Below are 24,551 nucleotides of genomic sequence, written 5' to 3' on the forward strand. Positions count from 1 at the left end.
AATTTAATGAAAATCGAAATTCAAGAAAATGGTTTATATGCTGTATTGATGGTTAATGAAAATAAAGATATCAGATTGGTTCATTTTTCTGACGTTCCTATGCCTAAAAGAAATAATCTTGAGGAAGAATTTGCGAATAATCAGCGTCTCGTAGAAGTAAAGTTTTCTGGAGAAAATGTCGTAAAACATCATGGTCCTAGACAAGTTGGAACACTTCCAGGATATCGACTTCGATTTCAAGATTATTCAGTGAAAGAAAATATGCATGGTAAGCATTTTGAATTTAATCTACTTGATACTATCACGGACACTAATGTGATAGTATCGTGGCAATTCTATCGAGGAATTAAGGCGATTAGAACATGGACTAGTGTATTAAACAAAGGTAAGAAATCAGTTGGAATGGAGTATATTTCATCATTCTATCTGGCAAATTTAGATTTTGAAGGATTGAAAAAAAGAAACGAGAAGATGATTATTCACATGCCTCATAGTTCATGGTCAAATGAAGGAATGTGGAAGAAATATTCCTTCGAGGAATTAGGTTTTTATAGCGAAGAAATAGCTTCGTCAAGACGAATTTTTGGTAGTAATTCGGGTACTTGGTCTTCACATGAACTTGCTCCTATGGCAATTCTCGAAAATCAAGAAGCAGAATCATTTGTTGCGTGGCAAATTGAAAATCAAGGTTCATGGAACTGGGAAATCGGTGGAATTAAAGATTTGATTTATTTGCAACTCAGTGGTCCCAATGACCGTCAAAATCATTGGTATAAGGAATTAAATCCGGGCGAATATTTCTCAACTGTACCGGTGGCAATTGCTTTTTCTCATGGTAAGTTAGATTCCGTATTGAAAGAATTAACGAATTATCGAAGATGTATCAGAAGAAATAACAAAGATAATCAACAATTAGGCGTAATATTTAATGATTATATGAACTGTCTGTTTGGCGATCCAACAACAGAAAAAGAAATTCCTCTGATTGATGCTGCAGCCGAAATTGGTTGTGAATATTATTGTATTGATGCTGGTTGGTACTCTGCTGGAGAGTGGTGGGATGGCGTGGGTGAATGGCGCCCTTCACTTGAAAGATTCCCGAATGGAATACAAGAGTTGACAGAGTATATTCGGAAAAAGGGAATGATTCCTGGTCTGTGGCTAGAGATCGAAGTAATGGGGATTAATTCCCCGTTGGTCGAAACTACCCCAAAAGATTGGTTTTTTCACAGACATGGGAAATTAGTAATTGACCGAGACCGTTATCAGCTAGATTTTAGAAATTTAGAGGTACAGAAATTTGCTGATGAAATTATACAACGTGTAGTAAATGAATATGGCGTGGGTTATATTAAAATGGACTATAACATTGATGCGGGCGTGGGTACAGACTTAAATTCGGATAGCGTGGGTGATGGACTTTTAGAGCATAATCGTGCATATCTTTCTTGGTTAGATCATCAATTTGAAAAGTATCCCGAATTAATTATTGAAAGTTGTAGTAGTGGTGGTATGCGAGAGGATTATGCCCTCCTTTCTAGACACAGTCTCCAATCAACTAGTGATCAGGAAGACTATCTTAAGACAGGTGCGATTGCAGCAAATGCAAGCACATTAATGACGCCTGAACAGGCAGCGGTTTGGTCATATCCATTGAAGACAGGTGATTTGAATGAAGTGGTTTATAATATGGCAAACGCGATGATGTTGCGTATTCACCAAAGTGGACATTTAGCTGAAATATCACTAGATAGAAAATTACTAGTTAAGGAGGCTATCAATACCTATAAAAATGAGTTGCGTCAGTATATCCCATTTGGAGAACCAATTTATCCACTGAATAAGTTCGCAAGCTTTGAGGATCAGTGGCATGTATTCGGTTGGAGAACAAATGATAAGATTTATTTTTCAGTTTGGAAGAAAAAACCAGAGAACAATGTTATAATACTAGATTTTTCATGGCTGAGTGGAAAGAAGATAAACTTAAGATTAGTCTATCCAAAAGATTGGCAATATGATTGGGAGTGGAACGCATTTTATGGAAAACTTTCATTATCATTTGAAGGTGAAAACACTGCACGGATATTTGAAATTCTACCTCAAGACTAAAAAATTACGAGAGGAGTACCATTTTCAAAATGATTACTTATAACCAAAATGAACAGGTTTTTCATTTAAGTAATAAAAAAATCAGCTACCTCATTGCAATTGAAGAGAACAATTATTTGAGCCATCTTTATTTTGGCAAGAAAATTAATCAGTACTCTGGGAACCATTGCTATCCACGGATTGACCGTTCTTTTTCACCGAATCCACCAAATAGTATTGATCGAAATTTGTCCTTAGATACATTATTGATGGAATTTCCCGGGAATGGATTCGGTGATTTTAGAGAACCTGCCTATAATATAAAGTTGACCAATGGCAGTAGGATTGTTGATTTTCGATATAAAGACTATCGAATTAGCACGGGAAAAGAGAGATTATCCGGGTTACCCGCAACTTATACCACTAATGAGGGGGAAGCAGAAACATTAACCCTTGTTTTGGAGGATAAGGTCAGTCAGTTAAATTTGGAGATTAGTTATAGTATTTTTTCTTATTTGAATGTTATTACTCGTTCTGCAAAATTAATTAATTTTGGTGCTCAAAAGGTCGAAATCAATCGATTGGCCAGCCTCTCCCTAGATTTTCCAGCGACAAATTTTGATTTATTACATTTGAATGGAACTTGGGCAAGAGAAAGATATTTGACACGTGAGTCAGTGAATACTGGAATTAAGGTATTGGATAGCAAACGCGGCTCGAGCAGCCATCAGCAAAATCCTTTTGCTGTATTAGCTGAGCCCTCAACCTCTGAAAATTATGGAATAGCTTATGGCTTTTCTTTGATTTATAGCGGTAATCATGAAACAGTTATTCAAAAGGATCCGTATGATCAAACTCGCTTGATTATGGGAATAAATTCTTATAATTTTTCGTGGCAGCTAGAAGCTGGAAAGTCATTTCAGACGCCAGAAGCTGCCATGGTATTTAGCGAGGATGGCTTAAATGGAATGTCTCAAACCTTTCATGAACTATTTAATCATCACCTTACACGAGGACAATTTAAACAAAAGGAACGACCTGTGCTTATCAACAATTGGGAAGCAACGTATTTTGATTTTGACGAACCAAAAATTATGAAAATAGTGGATGAAGCAGCGAATTTAGGAATTGAAATGTTCGTTTTAGATGATGGGTGGTTTGGAAATAGAGAAAATGACCAATCCTCATTGGGAGATTGGTTTGAACATCCAACGAAGCTTGTTAGTGGACTCAAAGGACTTTCTCAAAAGGTTCACCAAAAGGGAATGAAGTTTGGTATTTGGTTTGAACCAGAAATGATTTCAGAAGCTAGTGAATTATATAAGGTGCATCCAGATTGGGCTTTCGCTGTTCCTTCCCGTGAAAAATCATTAGGGAGAAGTCAATATGTATTGGATTTTTCTAGAAAAGATGTTCGAGAAAATTTGTATGAGCAAATGAAAAAAGTTTTAGATAATGCAACGATTGATTATATTAAATGGGATATGAATCGAAATATGACAGAAGTGTATTCAAAACTGTTGCCAGCTGATCAGCAAGGGGAAGTGGCTCATCGATATATTTTAGGATTATATGAATTTTTAGAAAAATTGACTAAAGAATATCCAAATATTTTATTTGAAAGTTGCTCAGGTGGTGGAGGAAGATTTGATCCGGGAATGCTCTATTATATGCCGCAGACTTGGACAAGTGATAATACAGATGCAATAGCTCGTTTAAAAATCCAATATGGAACTAGTCTTGTTTATCCAATTTCAAGCATGGGTTCACATGTTTCAGCCATTCCTAACCATCAGACTGGGCGGAAGACGAGTTTGAAGCTGCGAGGTGATGTAGCTATGTCAGGAATTTTCGGGTATGAACTGGACCTCACAGCACTTGAAATGAGTGAAAAAAATGAAATAAAAGAACAAGTCACCTTTTATAAAAAGCATCGGAGATTATTGCAATATGGAAAATTCATTCGTTTAAAGAGTCCTTTTGAAGAAAATGAGACTGTATGGATGCTTGTTTCCGGAGATATGACAGAGGCCTTACTTTTTTATTTCCGTGTTTTAGCTGAAGCGTCAAATCCCATTACTACATTAAAACTTACCGGTTTGTCGGAAGATATCTGCTATCGAATTGGTGAAAAAAACTATTTTGGTGATGAGTTAATGAACCTTGGTTTGCCAATTAATCCGGAATTACAAGGAGATTACGTGTCGGAAGTTTTTTACTTGGAGGGGAAATAAATATATTGGAAACATAAGTATCGTTAAAATAGGGTCGATCAGGTGAAACTGGTCGATCTTATTTATTATGTCTTCAGACTCAGCTGAGCTTGCAAAGTGTGCGAAAAAATTCTCTGAAATTTTGTTATTTTTTCTTAAAATGATGCGATAAACTCAAAGTCCTCAAATAAAAATGGATTATTAAATAATAAATCTTCTATGGAAGCGTTGACAAAATTTTAGTTTAACGTTAAACTATATTCGAAGTTAAACGTTAAACTAAAGGGAGGAAAAGCTTCATGAAAAAGAAAAAAATTTTTATGGCGTTAGCATCACTCTTAATGATCAGCGGATTGGCAGCCTGCGGGAGTAGCAAAGATGGTGGAAGCGCCGGCGGGACAACGGATACAAAAGAAGATAAGGGAATGGAGGTTCTTGGTGATCAAGTAAAATTTGATCCTAATAAACTGGTCAACGATGGAGAAACAATTAATATTGAATACTGGACTTGGAATGAAGGGGATCCTGCCATTACGATGGCCAAAGAATATGAAAAAATCTATCCTAATGTAACAATTAAAGTCGTGAATCATCCATGGGAAGATTACTGGACAAAGCTACCATTAGCATTAAAGGGAAAAAATGGGCCAGCAGTTTTTAACATTCATAATTCTCAACATGATTTATTAATTCCTTATTTACAGCCATATGATATTGACACAGAGGAATTGAAAGCAGATTTTACTTCTGTTGATCCTCACGTAATCGATGGGAATGTTTATTATATCGACAGCATGATCAATACAGGGAACATTTATTACAATAAGGATTTGTGGAAAGAAGCAGGGTTAACAGATGCAGATATTCCAAAAACTTGGGATCAATTCCGGGAAGTTGCTAAAAAATTAACAAAAAAAGATGGCGACAAGATTACTCAAGCAGGATTTAACTGGAATGGTGAAACCTACAGTGCCATTTATCAAGGATTAAATTACCAAAAAGGGGAGTTACTCTTCAAAGAAGACGGTAAAGTTGCTAATTATGACAATGATACAACAAAAGAAAATCTGCAATTTTTGCTAGATCTTTATAATGAAGATCAAGTTGGTTCAAAAGATTTTGGTGCAGATTCTTCTCAAAGTTTTGGTAATGGACAGTCAGCCATGGTTTACAAATGGGGCTTCTATTTAAATGAATTAAATACAAATTACCCTGACATTGATTTTGGCGTCTTTGCAACACCAACTCCAGATGAATCCGTTCCAATGGCGTATGATCGCTACAATGGTGAAAGTACACCAGGTATTAATAAGAATCAAACGGAAGAACAACAAGCAGTTGCACAAGATTTCTTGAGATACTGTTTAGCAAATGATGAATATTCAAAAGCAGGAGCTCTGTCATTGGCTTCCTTCCCAACGAAAAAATCACTTGCTGAAAATAAAGATATTTTAGATAATCCAATTCTAAAAGTAATCGCACCACGGGTCGATCGCTTGATTTGGCCGGGGCCATTCCCAGCAACGATTGAAACAACAGGGACACAAACAATGGAAGACGTTTTATTTAATGGCAAAGCTTTAGATAGTTCATTAAAAGCTGGACAAGAACAAATGGAAAAAGATATGAAAGATACAGATTTTACATCTTTGGAAAGCAGCTATCAATTTATCGATGAAGCTAAATAATTAAATGTCTTGAGATGCTAAGAAACGTCTTAGCATCTCTATTTACAAAGAGAGGTGAGATACAATGGAGACAATAAAACGAAAAAATTCAATTATTAATTTAAGAAATGTCGCAGTGGTTTTATTGATTGTTTACTTTGCAATCTTTTTAGTCTACCCAATTTATAAGGCATTTGCTGGTAGTTTACATGACTGGAATCCATTGATCGACAAATACAATTTTGTAGGATTGGAAAACTTTAAAGAGGTATTAACGAGTGGTCTTTTCTGGAAGTCCATGGGAAATACAATGGTATTCGCCTTTTTTGCAGTTGTTTTTCGAGTAGTATTTGGGTTGGGATTGGCGTTGTTGCTTTCTTCCAAACTAACTAAAGTAAAAACTGTTTTTCAAGGTCTTTTCTACATGCCAACGATTACGCCTTTAGTAGCTGTTTCCTTTGTCTGGATGTGGATGTTTGATCCACAGTTTGGCTTAATCAACAAAGTGTTCAATTTAGATATCAACTGGTTAAAAGATTCCCAATGGGCATTACCTGCTATTATTATTATGACAATCTGGAAAGATTTTGGTTATGCAACTGTTTTGTTCCTAGGAGGATTGATGGGGCTTCCAGAAGATGTTTTTGAAGCTTCAAAAATTGATGGAGCATCAGGTTGGCAGACTTTTTGGCGGATTACTTTGCCATTGTTGAAACCAACGACTCTTTTTGTAGTCATCACTTCCTTGATTACATATTTGCAAGCCTATATTCAAATTTTGATCATGACTGATGGTGGACCGGGGACCTCGACTTATGTTATCTCCTATTTGATTTACGATGAAGCATTTGTCAAATATAATTTTGGGACAGCTTCGGCAATGGCAATTTTGCTGTTCGTTATTATCGGTATCTTGACAATCATCATGTTCAAGATTACTGGGGAAAGGAATGACTCCTAATGGAAAAAACAAAATCTGTTATACTAAACTTGATTTTACTTCTTTTGGCATTGGTTACGATTGTTCCATTTGTCTGGATGCTACTTTCATCTTTTGCTCCAAACAGTGAAATCGTAAAAATCGGTGGAAGCTTATTTCCAACTCCTTCCACACTGTCAAATTTTACAGATGTCCAAGAAAAATTTGATTTTATGAGAATGTTCTTTAACAGCTTGTTTGTAGCAGTCTTAACGACAGTAATCATTATCTATACAAGTGCTTTAATGGGATTTGTTTTTTCGAAATTTCATTTTAAAGGCAAAAATATCTTGTTTGGTGTTGTGTTAAGTACGATGATGCTGCCATGGGCGGTTACAATTATCCCTAAATATGAAATGATGGTAGATTTTGGTTGGTTGAACACCTATAAATCATTGATTATTCCTTCCATGGTCAGTGGATTTGGAATTTTCATGTTCCGGCAGTCGATTTCTCAAATATCAGATGAATTACTTGAAGCTGCTCGCGTGGATGGTGCCACAGATTTCTATATCTTCCATCGTATTATTTTACCCATGTCGCGAAATGCAATCTCGAGTTTGGCAATTTTTCAATTCTTGTGGAGTTGGGAAGATTTTCTATGGCCTTATTTGATGATTGATGATCAATCCAAACAGTTATTGTCGGTAGGACTTCGTTTGTTTAATGGACAATACGGAACCGATTATGGTGGATTATTTGCTGCAACATCTATTTCCATTATTCCAGTTGTAGTTATTTATATTATTTTCCAAAAACGGTTTATTGCAGGGGTAGCCAGCGGATCGATTAAGTAATTGAACATTTTCAATAATCAGCTATAATACTCTTAACACGACCGGAAAGGACGATGAGCATGAAAGTAACTATAAAAAAAATCGCAGAAGAAGCGGGGGTCAGTATTACAACCGTTTCTAACGTGATCAATAACAAGGCTCATCGCGTTTCAGAAAACAAACGGGAACTAATCGAAGGAATTATTGAAAAATATAATTACTCACCAAATATGAATGCTCGTGCGTTGGTTCGCTCTTCTTCTCGCTTGATTGGGCTGTTGTATTTTTCTCAAACACCCCAATTGGATTTCACGGACCCATTCGTTGCAGAAGTATTGGAAGGAATTGAGCGAATCACAAAGCCAAACGGTTTTTTTACGTTGGTTCATAAAGTGACTTCACAAAAAGATATTGAAAATATACAAAAGAATTGGCGGTTTGACGGATTTATCGCTGTAGGATTCAGCCAATCGCTTTTTGAGAAAATAAATCAGAGCATTCAGGTTCCAATTATTTTTATTGACACTCATTTAGATGAAAGAATTTACTCAAATATTACTGAGTATCCAAATCGCTATTTTGTGAATACGGATGATTTCACTGCTGCTTTTTTGGCGACAGACTACTTGATTGAAAATGGACATAAAAAAATTGCCTTTCTTTCCTATGATTTTGATATCAACCAAACAAGTGTTGTCCAGCAACGTTATATTGGCTACTTGTCTGCTCTGAAAAAGAAAAATCTGATAGTGAGTGATTCCTTACTTTATACCCATAATGATTTTGACGAAATGCTGGCAAATTTTGGAGACTATTCCGCTGTTTTGATTACTGCTGACTATTTAGCGATTCGTTTCCTTTACTTTCTGAAGGAAAATCAGGTGAATTATGAAGAGGAACTCTCAGTTATCGGTTTTGATGACATCAAATATGCAGAGTTTAATGATCCGCCGTTGACAACAGTCAAGTTAGATCAACTCAAAAAAGGGATGTTGGCGATGCAAATGTTGGCAGACATTGTTGATAAAGGGAAAAAGGTTCCCCAATTGACTAATCTTTCAGGGGAATTAAAGATTCGAGAAACAGTAAAAAAAATAAACGAATAAAATGATTAGTGTAACAATAAATATAAGAAATACTGGGAATTTGAAAATATAGGCAGTTCCCCGTCCCCTGATCTGCAGTTGATCAAGTGGGGCAATTTCTTCTCCTTTAAGTTGAACGTTAAACTTAGGGAAGCACAAACTGAATGGAGAATAAATTCTTTTCTATCAAAGAATGAGAGATACATGTAAACAAATTAGATTGAAGGTGCAGACATGGTTCAAACAATTATTCAAGGAAAAAAATACCGCTTTTCTTTATTGACGGAAAAGTTACTCCGCATGGAATATTCTGAGGAAGGAATATTTACGGATAGTCAAACACAGGTAGTATTAAACAGAGATTTTGAAGAAGTTCCCCATAAACTTATTGAAAAAGAGGATAAGATTGAAATTATAACCTCGAGCTATCATCTGTATTATCAAAAGGAGGAAGCATTCAATAGTAAAAGTTTAACAATCGATTTTGCCTACAGCTTTTCTCACTATCATAATCAATGGCGCTTTGGAGAAAAAATCGTTAACTTGAAAGGTACCCTACGAACAGTTGATGAAATTGATGGTTCGGCTCCGTTGGAAGATGGTATTTTGAGTCGGAACGGCTTCGCAATTTTGGATGATTCAGCCTCTTTTTCTTTAGATAGCACAGGAGACCCTAAACCGCGGAATAAGGATCTTAAAGATGTATATATCTTTGCGTACGGACATGATTATCAGACAGCTCTCAAGGATTATTTTCGATTGACAGGTTTTCCACCCAAATTACCTCGATATGCTCTTGGTAACTGGTGGAGTCGTTATTGGAAATATACAGAACAGGGATATAAAGATTTAATCACTCGTTTTGAAAAAAATAAGATTCCTTTTTCTGTCGCCGTTTTAGATATGGACTGGCACATCACAGAAGTTCCAGAGAAATATGGCAGTGGTTGGACAGGTTATACTTGGAATCGGGAGCTTTTTCCAGAGCCAAAGGAATTTTTAGACTGGCTCCATGAACATGGATTGGCTGTTACATTAAATGTCCATCCGGCTGACGGTATCCGAGGATTTGAAGAACAGTATCCCATTGTTTCACAAAAACTAAATTTAGTATCGGAAATTGAAGAACCAGCAAAATTTGATTTGAATAACCCGAATTTTAGAAAAGTATACTTTGAAGAAGTGAACCATCCATTAGAAGAAATGGGGGTTGATTTTTGGTGGCTGGATTGGCAACAAGGGGAAGAAAGCAGTATAGCAGGATTGGATCCTCTATGGACGCTGAATCATTACCATATTTTAGATATGCAGAAACAAGGGAAGGCTCCTCTGATTCTATCTCGCTATGCCGGTCCAGGAAGCCACAGGTATCCAATTGGTTTTTCCGGTGACTCGATTGTTAGCTGGGATTCATTGGCTTTTCAACCTTATATGACAGCGACGGCCAGCAATATCGGCTATACGTGGTGGAGTCATGATATCGGTGGACATATGCACGGATATAAAGATGAAGAGCTGGCTTTACGCTGGTTACAGTTTGGTGTATTCAGTCCAATCAACCGTCTGCATAGTTCCAGCAGCCCATTCTTTAGTAAAGAGCCATGGATCTATCGTGGAGATATTGAAAAAATCATGACGAATTTTTTACAGTTACGACATGAATTATTGCCGTATCTCTTTACAATGAACGTTAGGACCGCTGAGAAGGGAATTCCTTTGATTCGTCCGATTTATTATGATTATCCGGAGGAAGAAGGTTCCTACGCTTATCAAAATGAATACTTTTTTGGTTCCGAGCTTCTCGTCAGTCCAATCATAGCTGCTGAAAATAAAGAAATTCATCTGGCGGAAAATAAGATGTTCTTTCCAGAAGGGGACTGGTATGATCTCTTTTCCAATTTACGATACTCAGGAAATAGTGAATTAGCCGTTTATCGTTCGTTAGAAACGATTCCTGTTTTTGTTAAAGCAGGTGGTATCCTTCCATTTGACGGTGAAGTAGGAAAAACGATTGGAGAAAATCTACCTGAATGTATTCAGTGGAAAATTTTCCCGGGAAAAAGTAATCAATTTGAAATGATCGAAGAAAAAGATGGAAAACAGGCGATTACAAAAGTAGTATTGGATTATGAAAAAGAAATTCTGACTCTTTCCGTTATGGATGAAGAGGGAATTCTGCCACAAAATAGACAACATGTATTTGTCTTTTGTGGGACGGAGATGTTTGAACCACAATGTGAAATGGGGCAACTTTTACCTTATGATTTAGAGAAAACTGAACGGAGCTTCTTGCTTGAAGAGCCATTCAAAGAACAAGTAACTATTGCTATTAAAGGTTTCCAACCAATAAAAACACAAGTCATTCGTAAAGAATTTTTTGAACGAATCAATCATGCAGAGATTTCTTTTGATGAGAAAGAACGAATTTGGAATTTCTTTAAGTCAACATCTGATGCCTTTAAGCTGACGGCTTTCTTGCAACAAATAGAAAATGATACTTTGCGGCAAGTATTGTATGAATTGATTTATATCCAAAGAAGCTAGAAGAAAAGTCTCAAGGTATCAAAAATGATATTTTGAGACTTTTTTCATTTTTAGATTAACAAACACAATGTAGTAAAATAGTTTTATAAATAAAAGATCGGAGAAGCCAAGTGAAAATATCTTTGAATGATTATACAAAGGAAGAATTGGAAAAAGCAGAAAGTATTTTATTTAACGGCAATGGCTTTATTGGTGTACGGGGAAATCTTGAGGAATGGTATTACGATTTTTTTGCGACAAACCGAGAGACATACCTTAATGGTTTTTATGAAACCAAAGAAATCAGCTATCCAGAAAAAATGTATGGTTTTACACCAACTGGGGAGACAATGGTCAGTGTGGTGGATGGGCAAACGACGCTGATAAAAATTGGTGGAGAAGATTTTCGGATTGATCAGGGAAAAATGACAGATTCAAAACGATATGTTGACTTAGAAAAAGGAATGACGATTCGAGAAATGACCTGGACCTCACCCAAAGGACGAGTGACTCGAATCAAAATTTCTCGATTAACTTCCTTTATTCATAAAAATCTATTTGCCATGAAATTTGATTTTGAGCGAATCAATCATCAAGAGCCGATTGAGCTGATTACTCATCTAAATTTCCAACCGGTTAAAACGATTGATAAAAATGATCCAAGAATGAGTCATGACACGCACCAGTTAATCATAAATGATGTCGATTTTGACAAAGGAATTTGCAGCTTTGAGACAGCAAACTCCCGTTTAAAAGCAGCTATGCATTGGTCAATCAAAGGAAAGCTGATTGATCAGCAACAGGAAGCAGACCGAATAGTTATTCGAACGGAGCTGGAAGGAAACACTTATGAAAAAAAACTTAGCTATGCTTTTCGTGAAACAACCCATCAAGGAATGAATTTGAGTTTTGAAGAATTGGCGACACTACAGAAAAATTACCTACAAAAATTCTGGCAAACTGCGGAAATAAAAATCAAAAGTAAAGATCGCTTAGAAGAAAGCGTGAACTACAGTACTTACGCGTTATTGCAATCTCTGGGAACGGATGGTCAAACGAGCATCGCTGCAAAGGGATTAAGTGGCAGCGGTTATGAAGGTCATTATTTTTGGGATACAGAAATGTATGTCTTTCCGCTATTTCTGCATTTAAAACCTGAATTGGCTCGGCAAATGTTGTCCTATCGAATTAATACATTGGATAAAGCACGAGAAAATCGGCGAATGTTCGGTTACCAGACAGGTGCGCTTTATCCTTGGCGAACGATTTCCGGAACAGAGTCTTCGGCATTTTTCGAAGCTGGGTCGGCACAACACCACATCAATGCGGATATTGCGTATGCGTTTATCAGCTATTTTAGACAAACCAATGATTTTTCTCTTATGCTAGATGGAGGGTTCGCTGTTTTACTTGAAACTGCGCGGGTATTTAACGAAATCGGGTATCGTAAAAATGGTCAGTTTCATATTGATAAAGTAACTGGTCCGGATGAGTATTCTGTATTAGTAAACGATAATTTTTACACAAATCGAATGGTGGAACACCAATTTATTTGGGTAAATAAAATTGCTCAAGAGATTAAGAGAGAATTTCCTGAAAAATGGCGGGAGCTTTGCCAAACACTGGAAGTATCGGAAGAAGAGCTGACCCAAATGACAGAAAATGCTCGATGTATGGCTAAGCCAATCGATAAAGAACTCGGAATAATTGCGCAGGACCGTGACTTTTTAAACAAAGAAATCTGGCCTTTATCTAAAGAAGAAACGCAGTATCCTTTACTGATGAACTACCATCCTTTGATGATTTATCGTTATCAAGTGGCTAAACAGGCAGATGCTGTACTTGCTTTGATGCTGTTTCAAGAAGATTTCTCTCAAGAAACAGCGATTAAAACCGTGGAATACTACGATCAAATAACTACCCATGATTCTACACTTTCCTACTCAGCATTTGCGACTGTTTACAGTCGATTAGGAAATAGTGCAAAGGGATATCAGTACTTCCTAGAAAACGCACGAGTTGATCTGGATAATTCCCATCAAAATACGAAAGATGGAATTCACACAGCATCAATGGGTGGTACTTTCTTGACGATTGTTTATGGTTTTTGTAATTTGTCTTTTACTGAAAGTGGTCCTGTCCTCGAGCCTCACTTGCCTACTGAAATCGAGGCAATTCGGTTTACAACTACCTTCAGAGGCGAAAAATATGCTATTTCAGTGACTCACGAACACCACGAAGTCAAAAAGATAAGCGCGAAGGAAGTATGAAAAAAATTCAAGCCTGAGCATGCGATTTGAGAATCCGTGTTTGGGCTTGAATTTTTTCTTTCATATCAAATTATGCTGATACCAACGTTTTCCCTTAAATCGAAGAAAGAAAATTAATCCCCGGACACCCCATTCAACTGTCATGACGAAATAAATACCTGTCAAACCATACCCTAATAAGATTCCAATCAGGTACCCCATACCTATTCGGAAAATCCACATAGAAAGCAAAGATGCTACCGTAGTAAAGTTTGCATCTCCGGCGGCCCGTAAAGCCGATGGAAGAATAAAACCAAAACTCCAGGTTAAAAAATGCATCACAATAGCGATAGTATAAAGTCTAAAAATGGCTGGAAGTATTGCTGCCGGTGGATTGAACAGCTTCATTCCTAAGGAGAAAAATGGCAGTAAACTTAAATCAACAAGAATGAAGGCAATCATGCCGGCAATGATGAATGATTTTGTAAGTTTTTTCGCATCCGCAACATTTCGTCTACCGATACATTGACCAACAATTGGGACAAGGGAAGTAGCTAAAGCACTGGGGATAATTTCAGAAATTTGGGTCCAAGAAGAGGCAATCGCATTTGTTGCAATCACGTTTGTTCCAAGACTGACAATCATCGTTTGGATAATAATCTTTCCCCCATTAAAGAATAATGACTCTGCGGCAAATGGGAAACTCACCTTTAATACTTTTTTTATCAATCCAAAATGAATATGTAGAAAGTCTTCTTTTTTCAACATGAAAAGACCACGATTGACGTACAATGTGTAAAAGGCAAAAAGCATTCCGATGAATCGAGAAATGACTAGCGAAATCACTAAACCCACCATGTTCATATGTAGGATGCTGATAAAGAGAATGTTGAAAAGAATATAAATAAAATTCATTAGTAAGGAAAGTTTTAGGGAGGATTTAGTTCTGCCGATGCCACGCAAACTACCATTTGTTCCCTCCACAACGGATTGCATTGGGTAAGAAGCCAATAATCCAAGTAAATAAATTCGGGCATTTGTCAGTACCATTTTTTCTGCATGACCAAAAAGCAATTGAAGCAATGAATTATGTACCAAAAATACAGAGATGCTCACGAATAAAGCCATGAAGACAGCACCGAATATGGTTCCACTACAGACTTTGCTGAGTTGTTTCATTTCTTTTCTTCCAAAATATTGAGATATTAGGACTGTGCCACCTAAACCAACAGCAGTAAAAATATTCACCAAGAAAAAATGAAGACTACCTACCATACTTACCGCACTTACAGCTGCGGTTCCGGCTGAACTAATCATTGCAGTATTGAAAAAATTGAAACCGACTAGAAAAAATTGATCGATAACTACGGGAATTACAAGAGATAGCACAAAATGGTAAGAAATATCCCGACCTGAGAAAAAAGCTTTTAATCGAGGATATCTTTCTTTCTTTGGAACAGGGCTTCGCAAATAGAACATCTCCTTATGTTTAACAACAAAAATAGCAACTTTGCACACGTTGTCATTGCTAATGCTATCTTTTCAAAGTAGTTCTGTCAATATGAAAAAAATAATGGATGAGGAGAAACAGATATATTAGATATTCTTTTTTATTCTCTCTTGTTTTAATAAATACGTTCTTTTTATATAAAAAGAAACAAAACACCTAAAACTAAAATATTAGTATTGTGAATTTGAACACATTAAAAATGCTAGTTATTCGATAATCGGGCTGAAAAATTAATAAAAACTAATTTAATTCGTATTATAATTTAATATAAACACTAAATGGAAGCGTTATACTTATTTTGTTGATATATCAGTTAGGATATATCAATTAAAATGGAAAAGCGAATGGAGGAACAAAAGTGAGTGATATTATTATCGGTATTTTATTGATCGCATCATTCTTCTTTATGGTGTGGTACTGTGTCAAAGGATTTAATTTAATGGTCGGCTTTGCGGTTATGGCTACGGTTTGGATGATTCTTGCACTTATAGGAAATTCATTTTCACCTAATCCGGCAATGGAAGGTCAAGGAGTCATTGATGTGCTCGAGTACATCTTTGCAACAGGACCTGCAGAATATGCCAAATCGATTTTGGTTAATGTATTCTTTGGTGCATTCTTTGGTCGGGTATTAGTTGATACAGGGATTGCTGCCACTCTGATTAGAAAAGTTGTTGAATTAGGCGGAGACAAACCACGGATTACAATGAGTCTTTTATGCATTGTGACAGCAGTTATTTTCATGTCAATGACAGGGATTGGACCAGTAATCTCGATTGCGGTCATTGTTTTACCAATTTTGCTTTCGTTAGGGATTTCAGCACCAGTTGCTATGTTCTCATTTATGGGATCAATCATGGCAGGGATTTTTGCAAATATTGTTAACTTCAAACAGTATCAAGCAATTTTTGCCGGTTTTAATCCAGCAGCTGCAGATTACACATACAATGATTATTTCCAAATTGGTATGATCGGTATGGTTGTCAGCTTAGTTGTTGTACTAACAGTTGCTAACTTAACAATGAATAAAAAGAAAGCCTATTCAATGGCTGCAGAAATGAAAGTAGATCCAAATGCAGAAGCACCAGCAATTTCTTGGTTAGCAGTTGTTTTACCAGTATTAGGTGTTGTCCTTTTGAATGTTCCGATTATTCTTGGTTTCATTTTATCTGGAATCTATGCAATGCTGTTTACAGGAAAACTTCGTGGCGGATACAAAGAGGTTTGTCGTCGTTTTGCGAAACTATTCACGGATGGCGCAATAGACGTTGCTCCAATGGTTGGTTTCTTATTGACATTGGCAATGTTTAATAATGCAGCTGCTTATGCAGCACCTTATTTCTCAGCGATTTTAGGAGATTTCATTCCAACTTCACCAATTATTTTGGCAATTGCTTTTGCTATCTTAACACCACTTGGATTCTTCCGCGGCCCAATGAACTTAGTTGGTTCCGGTTCAGCAATATTAGCTGTTGTATTAGCGGTTAATCCAACAATGCCCGTAGCTTTCTTATATCCATTGTTTGCGACAACAACGATTGCCCCACAACATTTGGATATCACTCAATCTTGGGTAGCATGGGGACTTGGATATACAAAAGTTTCATCACGTGATTATATGAAGAAATCAATTCCAACAGGTTGGATCATCGGTGCTATTGTTTGTGCAACTGTTTTCGTATTGTACGGTCGTTTCTAAAAATAAGTAATAGGGGGAGAAACATATGAAACGCTCAGTCAGAATGGGAATCGACGTAGGTGGTACCCATACAAAAGCCGTTGCAATTGATAATGCAACGCATGAAATTATTGGAAAATCTTCTGTTAAAACAACTCACGCCGATCCAAGAGGAGTAGCTGCAGGTGTTGTCCGATCTTTTCAAAATTGTCTAAAAGAAAATAATATCAGTCCAGACGATGTTGTTTTTGTTGCCCATTCCACTACGCAGGCAACTAACGCCTTGATTGAAGGCGATGTTGCAAAAGTCGGCGTAATTGGAATGTCAAAAGGTGGAATTGAAGGCTTTCTTGCCAAGCGCCAAACACGGTTAAATGATATTGATCTCGGAAATAATAAAAAGATTGAAATTATCAATTCATTTATTCCAGTGAAACAATTGAGTATGGATCGAGTAGAAGAAACGATCGGGAATCTCGAAAATGAAGGAGCAAAAGTTTTAGTTTCATCGATGGCTTTTGGTGTTGATAATGGAGAACCTGAGAAAATCGTTTATGGTGCTGCATCAGAAATGAACATTCCAACGACGATGGCATCGGATATCACCAAATTGTATGGGTTGACCCGTCGGACAAGAACGGCAGCGATCAATGCTTCAATTTTGCCAAAAATGCTGGATACTGCCAATTCTACGGAAGCCTCTGTTCGAGAAGCCGGTGTTAACGTTCCGTTGATGATTATGCGGGGAGACGGCGGAGTAATGGAAATCTCTGAAATGAAAAAACGCCCCGTCTTGACCATGTTGTCAGGTCCCGCTGCGTCCGTGATGGGTTCATTGATGTATCTAAGAGCATCAAATGGTGTGTACTTTGAAGTTGGGGGTACCACTACCAATATCGGTGTTATCAAAAATGGTCGTCCTGCTATCGACTATTCCATCGTTGGTGGCCATCCAACATACATTTCTTCCTTGGATGTTCGGGTATTAGGCGTTGCTGGCGGTTCGATGGTTCGGGCGGATAAAAATGGAATCATTGATGTGGGACCCCGGTCAGCCCATATCGCCGGATTGGATTATGCAGTCTTCACACCAGAAGATGAAATCCAAGAACCACGGGTAGAATTTTTCTCTCCAAGAGAAGGGGACCCGGCAGATTATGTCAAAGTCATTTTAGGTACAGGAGAAGAAGTGACCATCACCAATTCTTGTGCAGCAAACGTACTGGGCTTAGTCCAACCGGAACATTTCTCTTATGGAAATGTTAACTCAGCGAGAAAAGCAATGCAGGCATTGGCGGATTATTGCGGCACGACGGTGGAAGACATCGCCAATCAAATCATGGAAAAAGCCTATGCCAAAATTGAACCGGTCATTTTGGAGCTGGCGGATAAATACAAATTAGAAAAAGATCAAATTTCTCTTGTTGGAGTTGGTGGCGGAGCAGCTTCCTTAATCGTTTACTTCAGTAATAAGATGGGAGTAAAATATTCAATCCCCGAAAATGCAGAAGTAATTTCTTCCATCGGGGTGGCACTGGCTATGGTTCGAGATGTAGTAGAACGAATCATTCCTTCTCCAAGCAAAGAAGATATTCGGGCAATTAAAAATGAAGCAATGAATAAAGCCATTGAGTCGGGAGCAACACCAGAATCGATTGAAATCCACGTGGAGATTGATCCGCAAACTTCGAAAGTATCTGCGATTGCTACGGGCTCAACAGAAGTCAAAGCAACTGATTTGACGAAAGAAGTCGATGAAAAAGAAGCAATGGAAATTGCGGCAGAAGATATGCGACTACAAACTGCTGATATCACTTTATTGGCCAAAAGTAAATTTTTCTATGTCTTTGGGGAAAACGGCTGTACCACTAAAGCTGGGAATATCCGAATTGTAGATAAAAAAGGCTTTATCAAAGTTCAGCGGGGAAATGCAATGTGCATGAAGAAAACTGCTGCAGAATATATGGATGCAATTTTAAATCTGTGGGATGAAATGGCAGTATATCAAACAGAATTGATTGCTCGACCTGAATATTACTTATGTTTAGGTGCGCGAGTGGCTGATTTCTCTGCAACAGAGCTAGATCAATTACAATTATTGACTGAACTGGAAGTGTCTACCTTGGAACCAGACGAGGAGGTCCTTGTCATTGCCGGAAACATTAAGCAAACCTAATCTTGAACAAATCATTCTGGAACTGAAACAAGTTCCAGATGTGGTTTGGGGGAAGTACCAATTTCAACGAGATCTTCTTAATAAAAAAATAACCCAGCAGCAGAAGAGGCAAATGATCGCCTCTTCTATTGCGTGTGGGATTGCAACGGCTAGAAAAATCCGCAGAGAGTATGGGAAGAAATCCAGCAGCGAAATTTTTGATGAAATGGGTGTTTCGATTCGACATTCGGATGAGGAACAAATTGGCAATCGGTTATTGTTTGCTTTATATGATCCCGATCGTGGAGTTTTACTCATGGATAATCCTATTAAGAAGTTCAGTGAATTTTCTGACCAAACAGGGTTTAATCAAGAGCAAATAGAAAACTATATTTTGAGTCATGAACTTTTTCATCATATTGAAAGTCATGACTCAGAAATTTATACGCAGAAAACAAAAATCGATTTGTGGAAATTTTTGTTTTATACGTATCGTTCCAATGTCCGAGCATTAAGTGAAATTGCAGCAATGAGCTTTTCCAAAGAATTCAATCAACTTGATTTTTCACCCTATTTGCTAGAACTTGTTCTTGTTTGGCCTTATGACCAAGGGCAGACAGTGAAATTATATAATGAGGTAAAAAGTCTTTTGGAAGATGAGACTAAATAATTACCGTATTGGGAGTAAAATAGGAAGGGTACTTATGCATTACGTATTCTTGTTCCTCAATAATCATATGCAGATGGACAGAGCAAAGAAAACTGATTTCATCCAGGTCGTGATTGACGATTGCTTGAAGAAGCGTCTGATGCTCATCTACTACTCGTTCCCAGCCAAGTTCAGTTATACTTAATCGTAACCAACGGAAACGGTCAAGATGGGTGGCATAGTTTTCTACCCAATCCCAAATTTCACCTTTTCCGGCGATTTCGAAACAAGTTCGGTGAAAAGTTGTATCTAGTTGGAAGAAGTCTTTCTTATTTTTTGCTAAAGCAGCCTGCTCTGTTTCTTCCAGAATTGCTTCAAGAACTTTTTGTCCCTTGGGAGTAAGTTTAGCACTGCATTCAGGTAAAATAGCTTTCTCCAAGATTTCTCGGGTGTACCGTGCAAGTGAAGCAGATTCGATATTTATTTGTGAAATATACGTACCCGACTGGGGAACAGCATAAATCAATTCCTGGTTTCTTAATTGAATCAAAGCCTCCCGTATCGGTGTTCTGCCAATTTGGAGACGTTCTTCCAATTCTTTTTCGGAAATTTTTGTTCCGGGTTCTAATTCAGAGTAGATAATTTGTTTGCGTATAGCTTTAAATGCTTGCTGTTGTAAGTTGCTTGCCATATGTTAGCCTCTCTTGTTTATAATCAGTAGATTGATAACATTATAGCATTTCATTGAATGGAAAGAATAGAACGATTAGCAATAAAATTGCTATTTATTTTGTAAAGGGGGAAATAAATATAATGGAAGAAAAAAATCAAACCTTTGATGAGTTAAGACAAGCCGGCGTATATGTACCGGAGATAAAACTAGACGAATTGCAAAAGGAAACCGCAATTTCACCTAAGTGGCTGCATTTTGGCGGAGGAAATTTGTACCGAGCATTCCATGCAGAAATTGCTCAAAAATTGATTGAAGCAGGGGAACTCTCTAGTGGTGTGGTTGTTTGTGAAACGTTTGATGAGGAAGTCATTGATAGCGTCTACCAGCCATATGGAAATCAAATTCTTGAAGTCGTAATGAAAGACCATGACGTGCTGGAAAAAACACTGCTTTTATCGACAGTAGAAAGTTATTTTGCTGTTCCTGATCGTCCGGCTGAGTATCAGGCTGTGCAAGAAATTTTTGAAAATCCTTCGTTGCAGCTGGTGACAGTTACGATTACAGAAAAAGGTTATTCATTAGTGAATGCTACAGGGGACTTTATCGGTGTTGTTGAAAAAGATATGCTTAAAGGACCAAGCAGCGCATTTCATACGATGAGTATTATCGCTAGTGGATTGTATGCTCGATACAAAAAAAATCAAGCGCCGATCGCACTAGTCTCAACAGATAATTTTTCTAAGAATGGGCTGAAATTCCAGCAGGCTATTTTAACGATTGCCAAGGCATGGCAAAAAAATAATTTGGTGGAAGCTGAATTTATCGATTATGTAATGAATGATCAGAAAGTAAGTTTTCCTTGGACGATGATTGATCGAATTACACCCGCTCCGTCAGAAAAAGTGGCTCAACAATTAAAAGCAGCGGGAGTTGAAGAAACCCAAATTTTTCATACACAAAAGGGGACGAACATTGCAACATTTTCAAATACTGAGGAAACCCATTATTTAGTGATTGAGGATAGTTTTCCTAATGGTCGTCCAGATTTTACAAAAGCTGGCGTGATTTTGACTGATCGTGACACGGTGGATAAGGCAGATGCTATGAAAGTGACCACGTGTTTAAATCCGCTGCATACTACGTTAGCGGTTTATGGTTGTGTGCTTGGGTACCAGTCAATCGCTGAGGAAATGAAAGATGTAGAATTAGTAAAACTAATCAAAGGAGTCGGCTATATAGAAGGGTTGCCAGTCGTTGATGATCCAAAAATCATTCATCCACAAGACTTTATTGATGAATTAATCACGAAGCGTTTGCCAAATCCAATGATTCCTGATACACCACAGCGAATTGCTACCGATACATCCCAAAAAGTGGCGATTCGTTTTGGAGAAACCATTCGAAAATATATGGAAGATCCAGAAAAAGATAGTAGTCAATTGACCTATATTCCATTGTCAATCGCTGGTTGGATCCGTTATTTAGTTGGATTGGATGATTTGGGAGAAGCCTTTCCTTTAAGCCCGGATCCACTATTGTCGGATCTGCAGGCGAGAACCAGTCAATTGACCTTTGGCGCCAGTGCTTTGCTTGTAAAAGAAACGATCCAACCAATCTTAAGCAATGAACAAATCTTTGGTGTGGATCTCTATGAGGCAGGTTTAGGAGAAGTGATTGAAGGATATGTCACTAAACTTTTAGCAGCACCTGGGGCAGTCCGCCAAACATTAAAAAAAGAGTTGGGAGAGAAATAAGCGATGGAAATGACATTTCGATGGTATGGACATAACGATGATAAAATAAAGCTAGAAGAAGTTCGTCAAATTCCCGGAATGAAGGGAATTGTAGGGACTTTGTTTGATATTCCGGCAGGAGAAGTTTGGCCAAAGGAACGAATCAAAGCATTAAAAGAAGAAGTTGAAGCAGCTGGATTGACGTTAAAAGTAATTGAAAGTGTCAATATCCATGACGATATCAAAATTGGTTTGCCTTCCCGAGATCAATACATTGAAAATTATAAAACAACGATCCGCAACCTCGCAGAATATGGAATTGAAGTAATTTGTTATAATTTTATGCCGATTTTTGATTGGATCAAAACAGATTTGGAATATGTGTTACCGGATGGCTCTATCACGATGGCTTTTGAAAAAGCTGGAATTGAACGCAGTCCGGAAGAAATTATTAAAGATGTCGAAGCTTCTAGTGGTGATTATTCTTTACCAGGCTGGGAACCGGAACGGCTGGTCCATGTGAAAGAATTATTTGAAGCCTACAAAGACGTAAATGATCAAAAACTACGGGGAAATTTGGCCTATTTTTTGAAAGCAATCATTCCGGTTTGTGAGGAAGTTGGCATTAAAATGGCAATTCATCCAGATGATCCGCCTTACTCCATTTTCGATTTGCCACGAATCGTAAAAAATAGAGAAGACTTAGACTGGATCTGCAACGTCGTGGACAGTCCTTCAAATGGGATTACACTATGTACTGGTTCAATTGGCGAAGATCCACAAAATAATGTTTATGAAATTCTTGCAGAATTTTGTAAACGAGATCGGATTCCATTTGCTCATATTCGTAACATCAAATATTTAGGCAAAGAAAAAGATTTTTATGAAGCACCACATCTTTCAACAGAAGGTTCGTTAGACATGTTTGAAATTTTAAAAGCAATGCATGACAACGGGTTTGATGGGTACATTCGGCCAGATCATGGTCGGATGATCTGGGGTGAGACTGGACGTCCGGGATATGGTCTGTACGACCGGGCAATCGGAGCTTCTTATCTGATTGGTTTATGGGAAGCATTAGAAAAAACGAAATAATCAAAACAGGCTAGGTGAATTGGGCAATCAATTTATCTAGTCTAGCTTTGTAGGAGGAATCGTTATGTTTTTAGATCAAGATTTTTTATTGAAAAATGATACGGCGAAAAAATTGTATCATGACTATGTGGAAAAAATGCCGATTATTGATTATCACTGTCATTTAGAGCCAAAAGAGATCTATGACAATGGGAAATTTAAGAATATCACACAGGCTTGGTTAGGTGGCGATCACTACAAATGGCGCTTGATGCGTGCAAATGGGGTAGATGAAGAGCTGATTACAGGAAATGCTTCTGACTATGACAAGTTTTTGGCTTGGGCAGAAACAATTGAAGAATGTATTGGCAATCCATTATACGTGTGGACCCATTTAGAATTGAAACGAATTTTTGGGATTGAAGAACTTCTAACGAAGGAAACAGCACCAACAATTTGGGAAAAAGCGAATCTAGCCCTAGCTTCTGAAAAAATGACGACTCGAAATATTATCAAAGCAATGCAAGTTAAAGTTATTTGTACGACGGATGATCCAATTTCAGATTTGACTTATCATAAAAAATTGGCGGAAGAAGAATCAGCTTTTCAAGTATTTCCTACCTTTCGTCCAGACAAGGTAATTGCTATTGATGCCGAAGAGTTTATTCCTTATTTGGAAAAATTGGCGGAATTAACGAGTCATTCTGTGACTACCTATAAGGAAATGATTGCCGCTTTGAAGCATCGAATCCAGTTCTTTCATGATGCAGGTTGTCGTTTGTCGGATCATAGCTTTACCGCATTGGTTGGGGCAGATGTTTCTCAAAAGGATTTAGAAGAAATTTTTGCAAAACGCTGCAACAATCAATCTTTAACCGAGAAAGAGATCGCAAACTATCACTTTGGTTTACTTTGTGATTTAATGAAATTGTATGCTGAACAAGGTTGGACCTGTCAATTGCATTTATTGGCAACCCGTAGCAACAATAGCCAATTGTTTGAAAAAATTGGGCCAGATGTTGGTGGAGATGGCATGAATGATGAACCAATCGTTGCTGCCATTGCAAAGGTATTTGATTATGTCAATCGGGAAGACAAATTACCAAAAACCATTTTGTATTCCTTGAATCCAAAAGATTTTATCTCTCTGACAACATTGATGGGATGTTTCCAATCAGACGTTAAAGGAAAAATTCAGTTGGGGGCAGCTTGGTGGTTCAATGATAGTTATTCTGGCATGAGGCATCAATTGACAACGCTTGCGGAAGGTGGGATTTTAGGCAATTTTGTCGGTATGTTGACAGATTCCCGCAGTTTTCTTTCCTACCCACGACATGAGTATTTCCGCCGAATCTTGTGTGAATTAGTCAGTGAATGGGTCGAACAGGACCAATTACCAAGTGACGGCACTGTTCTTGGACAGAAGTTGGCAAAAATTGCTTATACGAATGCGGAGAATTATTTTGGGTTCAATAAATAAAAATTTCTTGATTTGAGGG

General features: G+C 37.5%; 16 protein-coding genes. 14 read left to right on the forward strand and 2 right to left on the reverse strand.

Translation table 11 applies throughout. The features are described from left to right. The first annotated feature begins 6 nt into the window (after nt 1-6). The 8 genes from BN1875_RS04515 to BN1875_RS04550 all read left to right on the forward strand — a co-directional run bounded on the left by BN1875_RS04515 (nt 7) and on the right by BN1875_RS04550 (nt 13,601). Nucleotides 7-2,109, forward strand: coding sequence for a glycoside hydrolase family 36 protein (locus tag BN1875_RS04515; protein ID WP_048603670.1), 2,103 nt, complete (start codon nt 7-9; stop codon nt 2,107-2,109). Nucleotides 2,110-2,138: 29 nt separating this feature from the next. After that, nucleotides 2,139-4,322, forward strand: a complete 2,184-nt coding sequence (locus BN1875_RS04520) for an alpha-galactosidase (protein WP_048603671.1) — start codon at nt 2,139-2,141, stop codon at nt 4,320-4,322. Between the two features lie 278 nt (nt 4,323-4,600). Further along, a complete protein-coding gene (locus BN1875_RS04525; RefSeq protein ID WP_048603672.1) occupies nt 4,601-5,989 on the forward strand; it encodes an extracellular solute-binding protein in 1,389 nt (462 codons plus the stop codon). A 64-nt stretch (nt 5,990-6,053) separates the two neighbouring features. Next, nucleotides 6,054-6,929, forward strand: coding sequence for a carbohydrate ABC transporter permease (locus BN1875_RS04530; protein WP_048603673.1), 876 nt, complete (start codon nt 6,054-6,056; stop codon nt 6,927-6,929). Further along, nucleotides 6,929-7,744, forward strand: a complete 816-nt coding sequence (locus BN1875_RS04535; RefSeq protein WP_048603674.1) for a carbohydrate ABC transporter permease — start codon at nt 6,929-6,931, stop codon at nt 7,742-7,744. Before BN1875_RS04530 ends, BN1875_RS04535 begins: the two co-directional genes overlap by 1 nt. Before the next feature lie 59 nt (nt 7,745-7,803). Beyond that, nucleotides 7,804-8,829: a LacI family DNA-binding transcriptional regulator gene (locus BN1875_RS04540; protein WP_048603675.1), complete on the forward strand. Its 1,026-nt coding sequence runs from the start codon at nt 7,804-7,806 to the stop codon at nt 8,827-8,829. A gap of 213 nt (nt 8,830-9,042) precedes the next feature. Next, nucleotides 9,043-11,352 carry a glycoside hydrolase family 31 protein gene (locus BN1875_RS04545; protein WP_048603676.1) on the forward strand — a complete coding sequence of 770 codons (2,310 nt, stop codon included), beginning with the start codon at nt 9,043-9,045 and terminating at the stop codon, nt 11,350-11,352. 110 nt (nt 11,353-11,462) lie between these two features. Beyond that, the gene (locus tag BN1875_RS04550; RefSeq protein WP_048603677.1) at nt 11,463-13,601 is read left to right on the forward strand and encodes a glycoside hydrolase family 65 protein; all 2,139 of its coding nucleotides are present in this window, start codon (nt 11,463-11,465) and stop codon (nt 13,599-13,601) included. Nucleotides 13,602-13,661: 60 nt separating this feature from the next. On the opposite strand, the gene BN1875_RS04555 is transcribed toward BN1875_RS04550, so the two are convergent. Further along, entirely contained in the window at nt 13,662-15,050 is a 1,389-nt protein-coding gene (locus BN1875_RS04555; protein WP_231586065.1) for an MATE family efflux transporter, read from the reverse strand. Between the two features lie 398 nt (nt 15,051-15,448). On the opposite strand from BN1875_RS04555, the gene BN1875_RS04560 reads away from it, so the two are divergent. The 3 genes from BN1875_RS04560 to BN1875_RS04570 are packed head-to-tail and all read left to right on the forward strand — an operon-like array spanning nt 15,449 to nt 19,593. After that, nucleotides 15,449-16,789, forward strand: a complete 1,341-nt coding sequence (locus BN1875_RS04560; protein WP_048603679.1) for a hypothetical protein — start codon at nt 15,449-15,451, stop codon at nt 16,787-16,789. A gap of 25 nt (nt 16,790-16,814) precedes the next feature. After that, nucleotides 16,815-18,944: a hydantoinase/oxoprolinase family protein gene (locus tag BN1875_RS04565; protein WP_048603680.1), complete on the forward strand. Its 2,130-nt coding sequence runs from the start codon at nt 16,815-16,817 to the stop codon at nt 18,942-18,944. Beyond that, nucleotides 18,919-19,593 carry a hypothetical protein gene (locus tag BN1875_RS04570; protein ID WP_048603681.1) on the forward strand — a complete coding sequence of 225 codons (675 nt, stop codon included), beginning with the start codon at nt 18,919-18,921 and terminating at the stop codon, nt 19,591-19,593. The genes BN1875_RS04565 and BN1875_RS04570 overlap by 26 nt, the downstream gene beginning before the upstream one ends. Here the strand turns inward: BN1875_RS04570 and BN1875_RS04575 are convergent. Further along, the gene (locus tag BN1875_RS04575) at nt 19,586-20,263 is read right to left on the reverse strand and encodes a GntR family transcriptional regulator (protein ID WP_048603682.1); all 678 of its coding nucleotides are present in this window, start codon (nt 20,261-20,263) and stop codon (nt 19,586-19,588) included. The genes BN1875_RS04570 and BN1875_RS04575 overlap by 8 nt on opposite strands. A 122-nt stretch (nt 20,264-20,385) precedes the next feature. Between BN1875_RS04575 and BN1875_RS04580 the strand changes: the two genes are divergently transcribed. The 3 genes from BN1875_RS04580 (at nt 20,386) to uxaC (ending at nt 24,532) form a co-directional block, all read left to right on the forward strand. Further along, on the forward strand, nt 20,386-21,999 hold the full coding sequence (locus BN1875_RS04580; RefSeq protein ID WP_048603683.1) for a mannitol dehydrogenase family protein: 1,614 nt from the start codon (nt 20,386-20,388) through the stop codon (nt 21,997-21,999). Between the two features lie 3 nt (nt 22,000-22,002). Continuing rightward, nucleotides 22,003-23,073, forward strand: coding sequence for a mannonate dehydratase (uxuA, locus tag BN1875_RS04585; RefSeq protein ID WP_048603684.1), 1,071 nt, complete (start codon nt 22,003-22,005; stop codon nt 23,071-23,073). Nucleotides 23,074-23,137: 64 nt separating this feature from the next. Then, entirely contained in the window at nt 23,138-24,532 is a 1,395-nt protein-coding gene (gene uxaC, locus BN1875_RS04590) for a glucuronate isomerase (protein WP_048603685.1), read from the forward strand. The last annotated feature ends 19 nt before the right edge of the window (nt 24,533-24,551 follow it).

Origin of the sequence: Enterococcus massiliensis (assembly GCF_001050095.1) — a bacterium.
Classification (GTDB): domain Bacteria; phylum Bacillota; class Bacilli; order Lactobacillales; family Enterococcaceae; genus Enterococcus_C; species Enterococcus_C songbeiensis.

Bases quoted from the DNA above. Each gene is read 5' to 3' on its own strand.
- BN1875_RS04515 (WP_048603670.1), top strand. From the start codon at position 7: ATGAAAATCGAAATTCAAGAAAATGGTTTATATGCTGTATTGATGGTT.
- BN1875_RS04520 (WP_048603671.1), top strand. From the start codon at position 2,139: ATGATTACTTATAACCAAAATGAACAGGTTTTTCATTTAAGTAATAAA.
- BN1875_RS04525 (WP_048603672.1), top strand. From the start codon at position 4,601: ATGAAAAAGAAAAAAATTTTTATGGCGTTAGCATCACTCTTAATGATC.
- BN1875_RS04530 (WP_048603673.1), top strand. From the start codon at position 6,054: ATGGAGACAATAAAACGAAAAAATTCAATTATTAATTTAAGAAATGTC.
- BN1875_RS04535 (WP_048603674.1), top strand. From the start codon at position 6,929: ATGGAAAAAACAAAATCTGTTATACTAAACTTGATTTTACTTCTTTTG.
- BN1875_RS04540 (WP_048603675.1), top strand. From the start codon at position 7,804: ATGAAAGTAACTATAAAAAAAATCGCAGAAGAAGCGGGGGTCAGTATT.
- BN1875_RS04545 (WP_048603676.1), top strand. From the start codon at position 9,043: ATGGTTCAAACAATTATTCAAGGAAAAAAATACCGCTTTTCTTTATTG.
- BN1875_RS04565 (WP_048603680.1), top strand. From the start codon at position 16,815: ATGAAACGCTCAGTCAGAATGGGAATCGACGTAGGTGGTACCCATACA.
- BN1875_RS04575 (WP_048603682.1), bottom strand. From the start codon at position 20,263: ATGGCAAGCAACTTACAACAGCAAGCATTTAAAGCTATACGCAAACAA.
- BN1875_RS04580 (WP_048603683.1), top strand. From the start codon at position 20,386: ATGGAAGAAAAAAATCAAACCTTTGATGAGTTAAGACAAGCCGGCGTA.
- uxuA (WP_048603684.1), top strand. From the start codon at position 22,003: ATGGAAATGACATTTCGATGGTATGGACATAACGATGATAAAATAAAG.
- uxaC (WP_048603685.1), top strand. From the start codon at position 23,138: ATGTTTTTAGATCAAGATTTTTTATTGAAAAATGATACGGCGAAAAAA.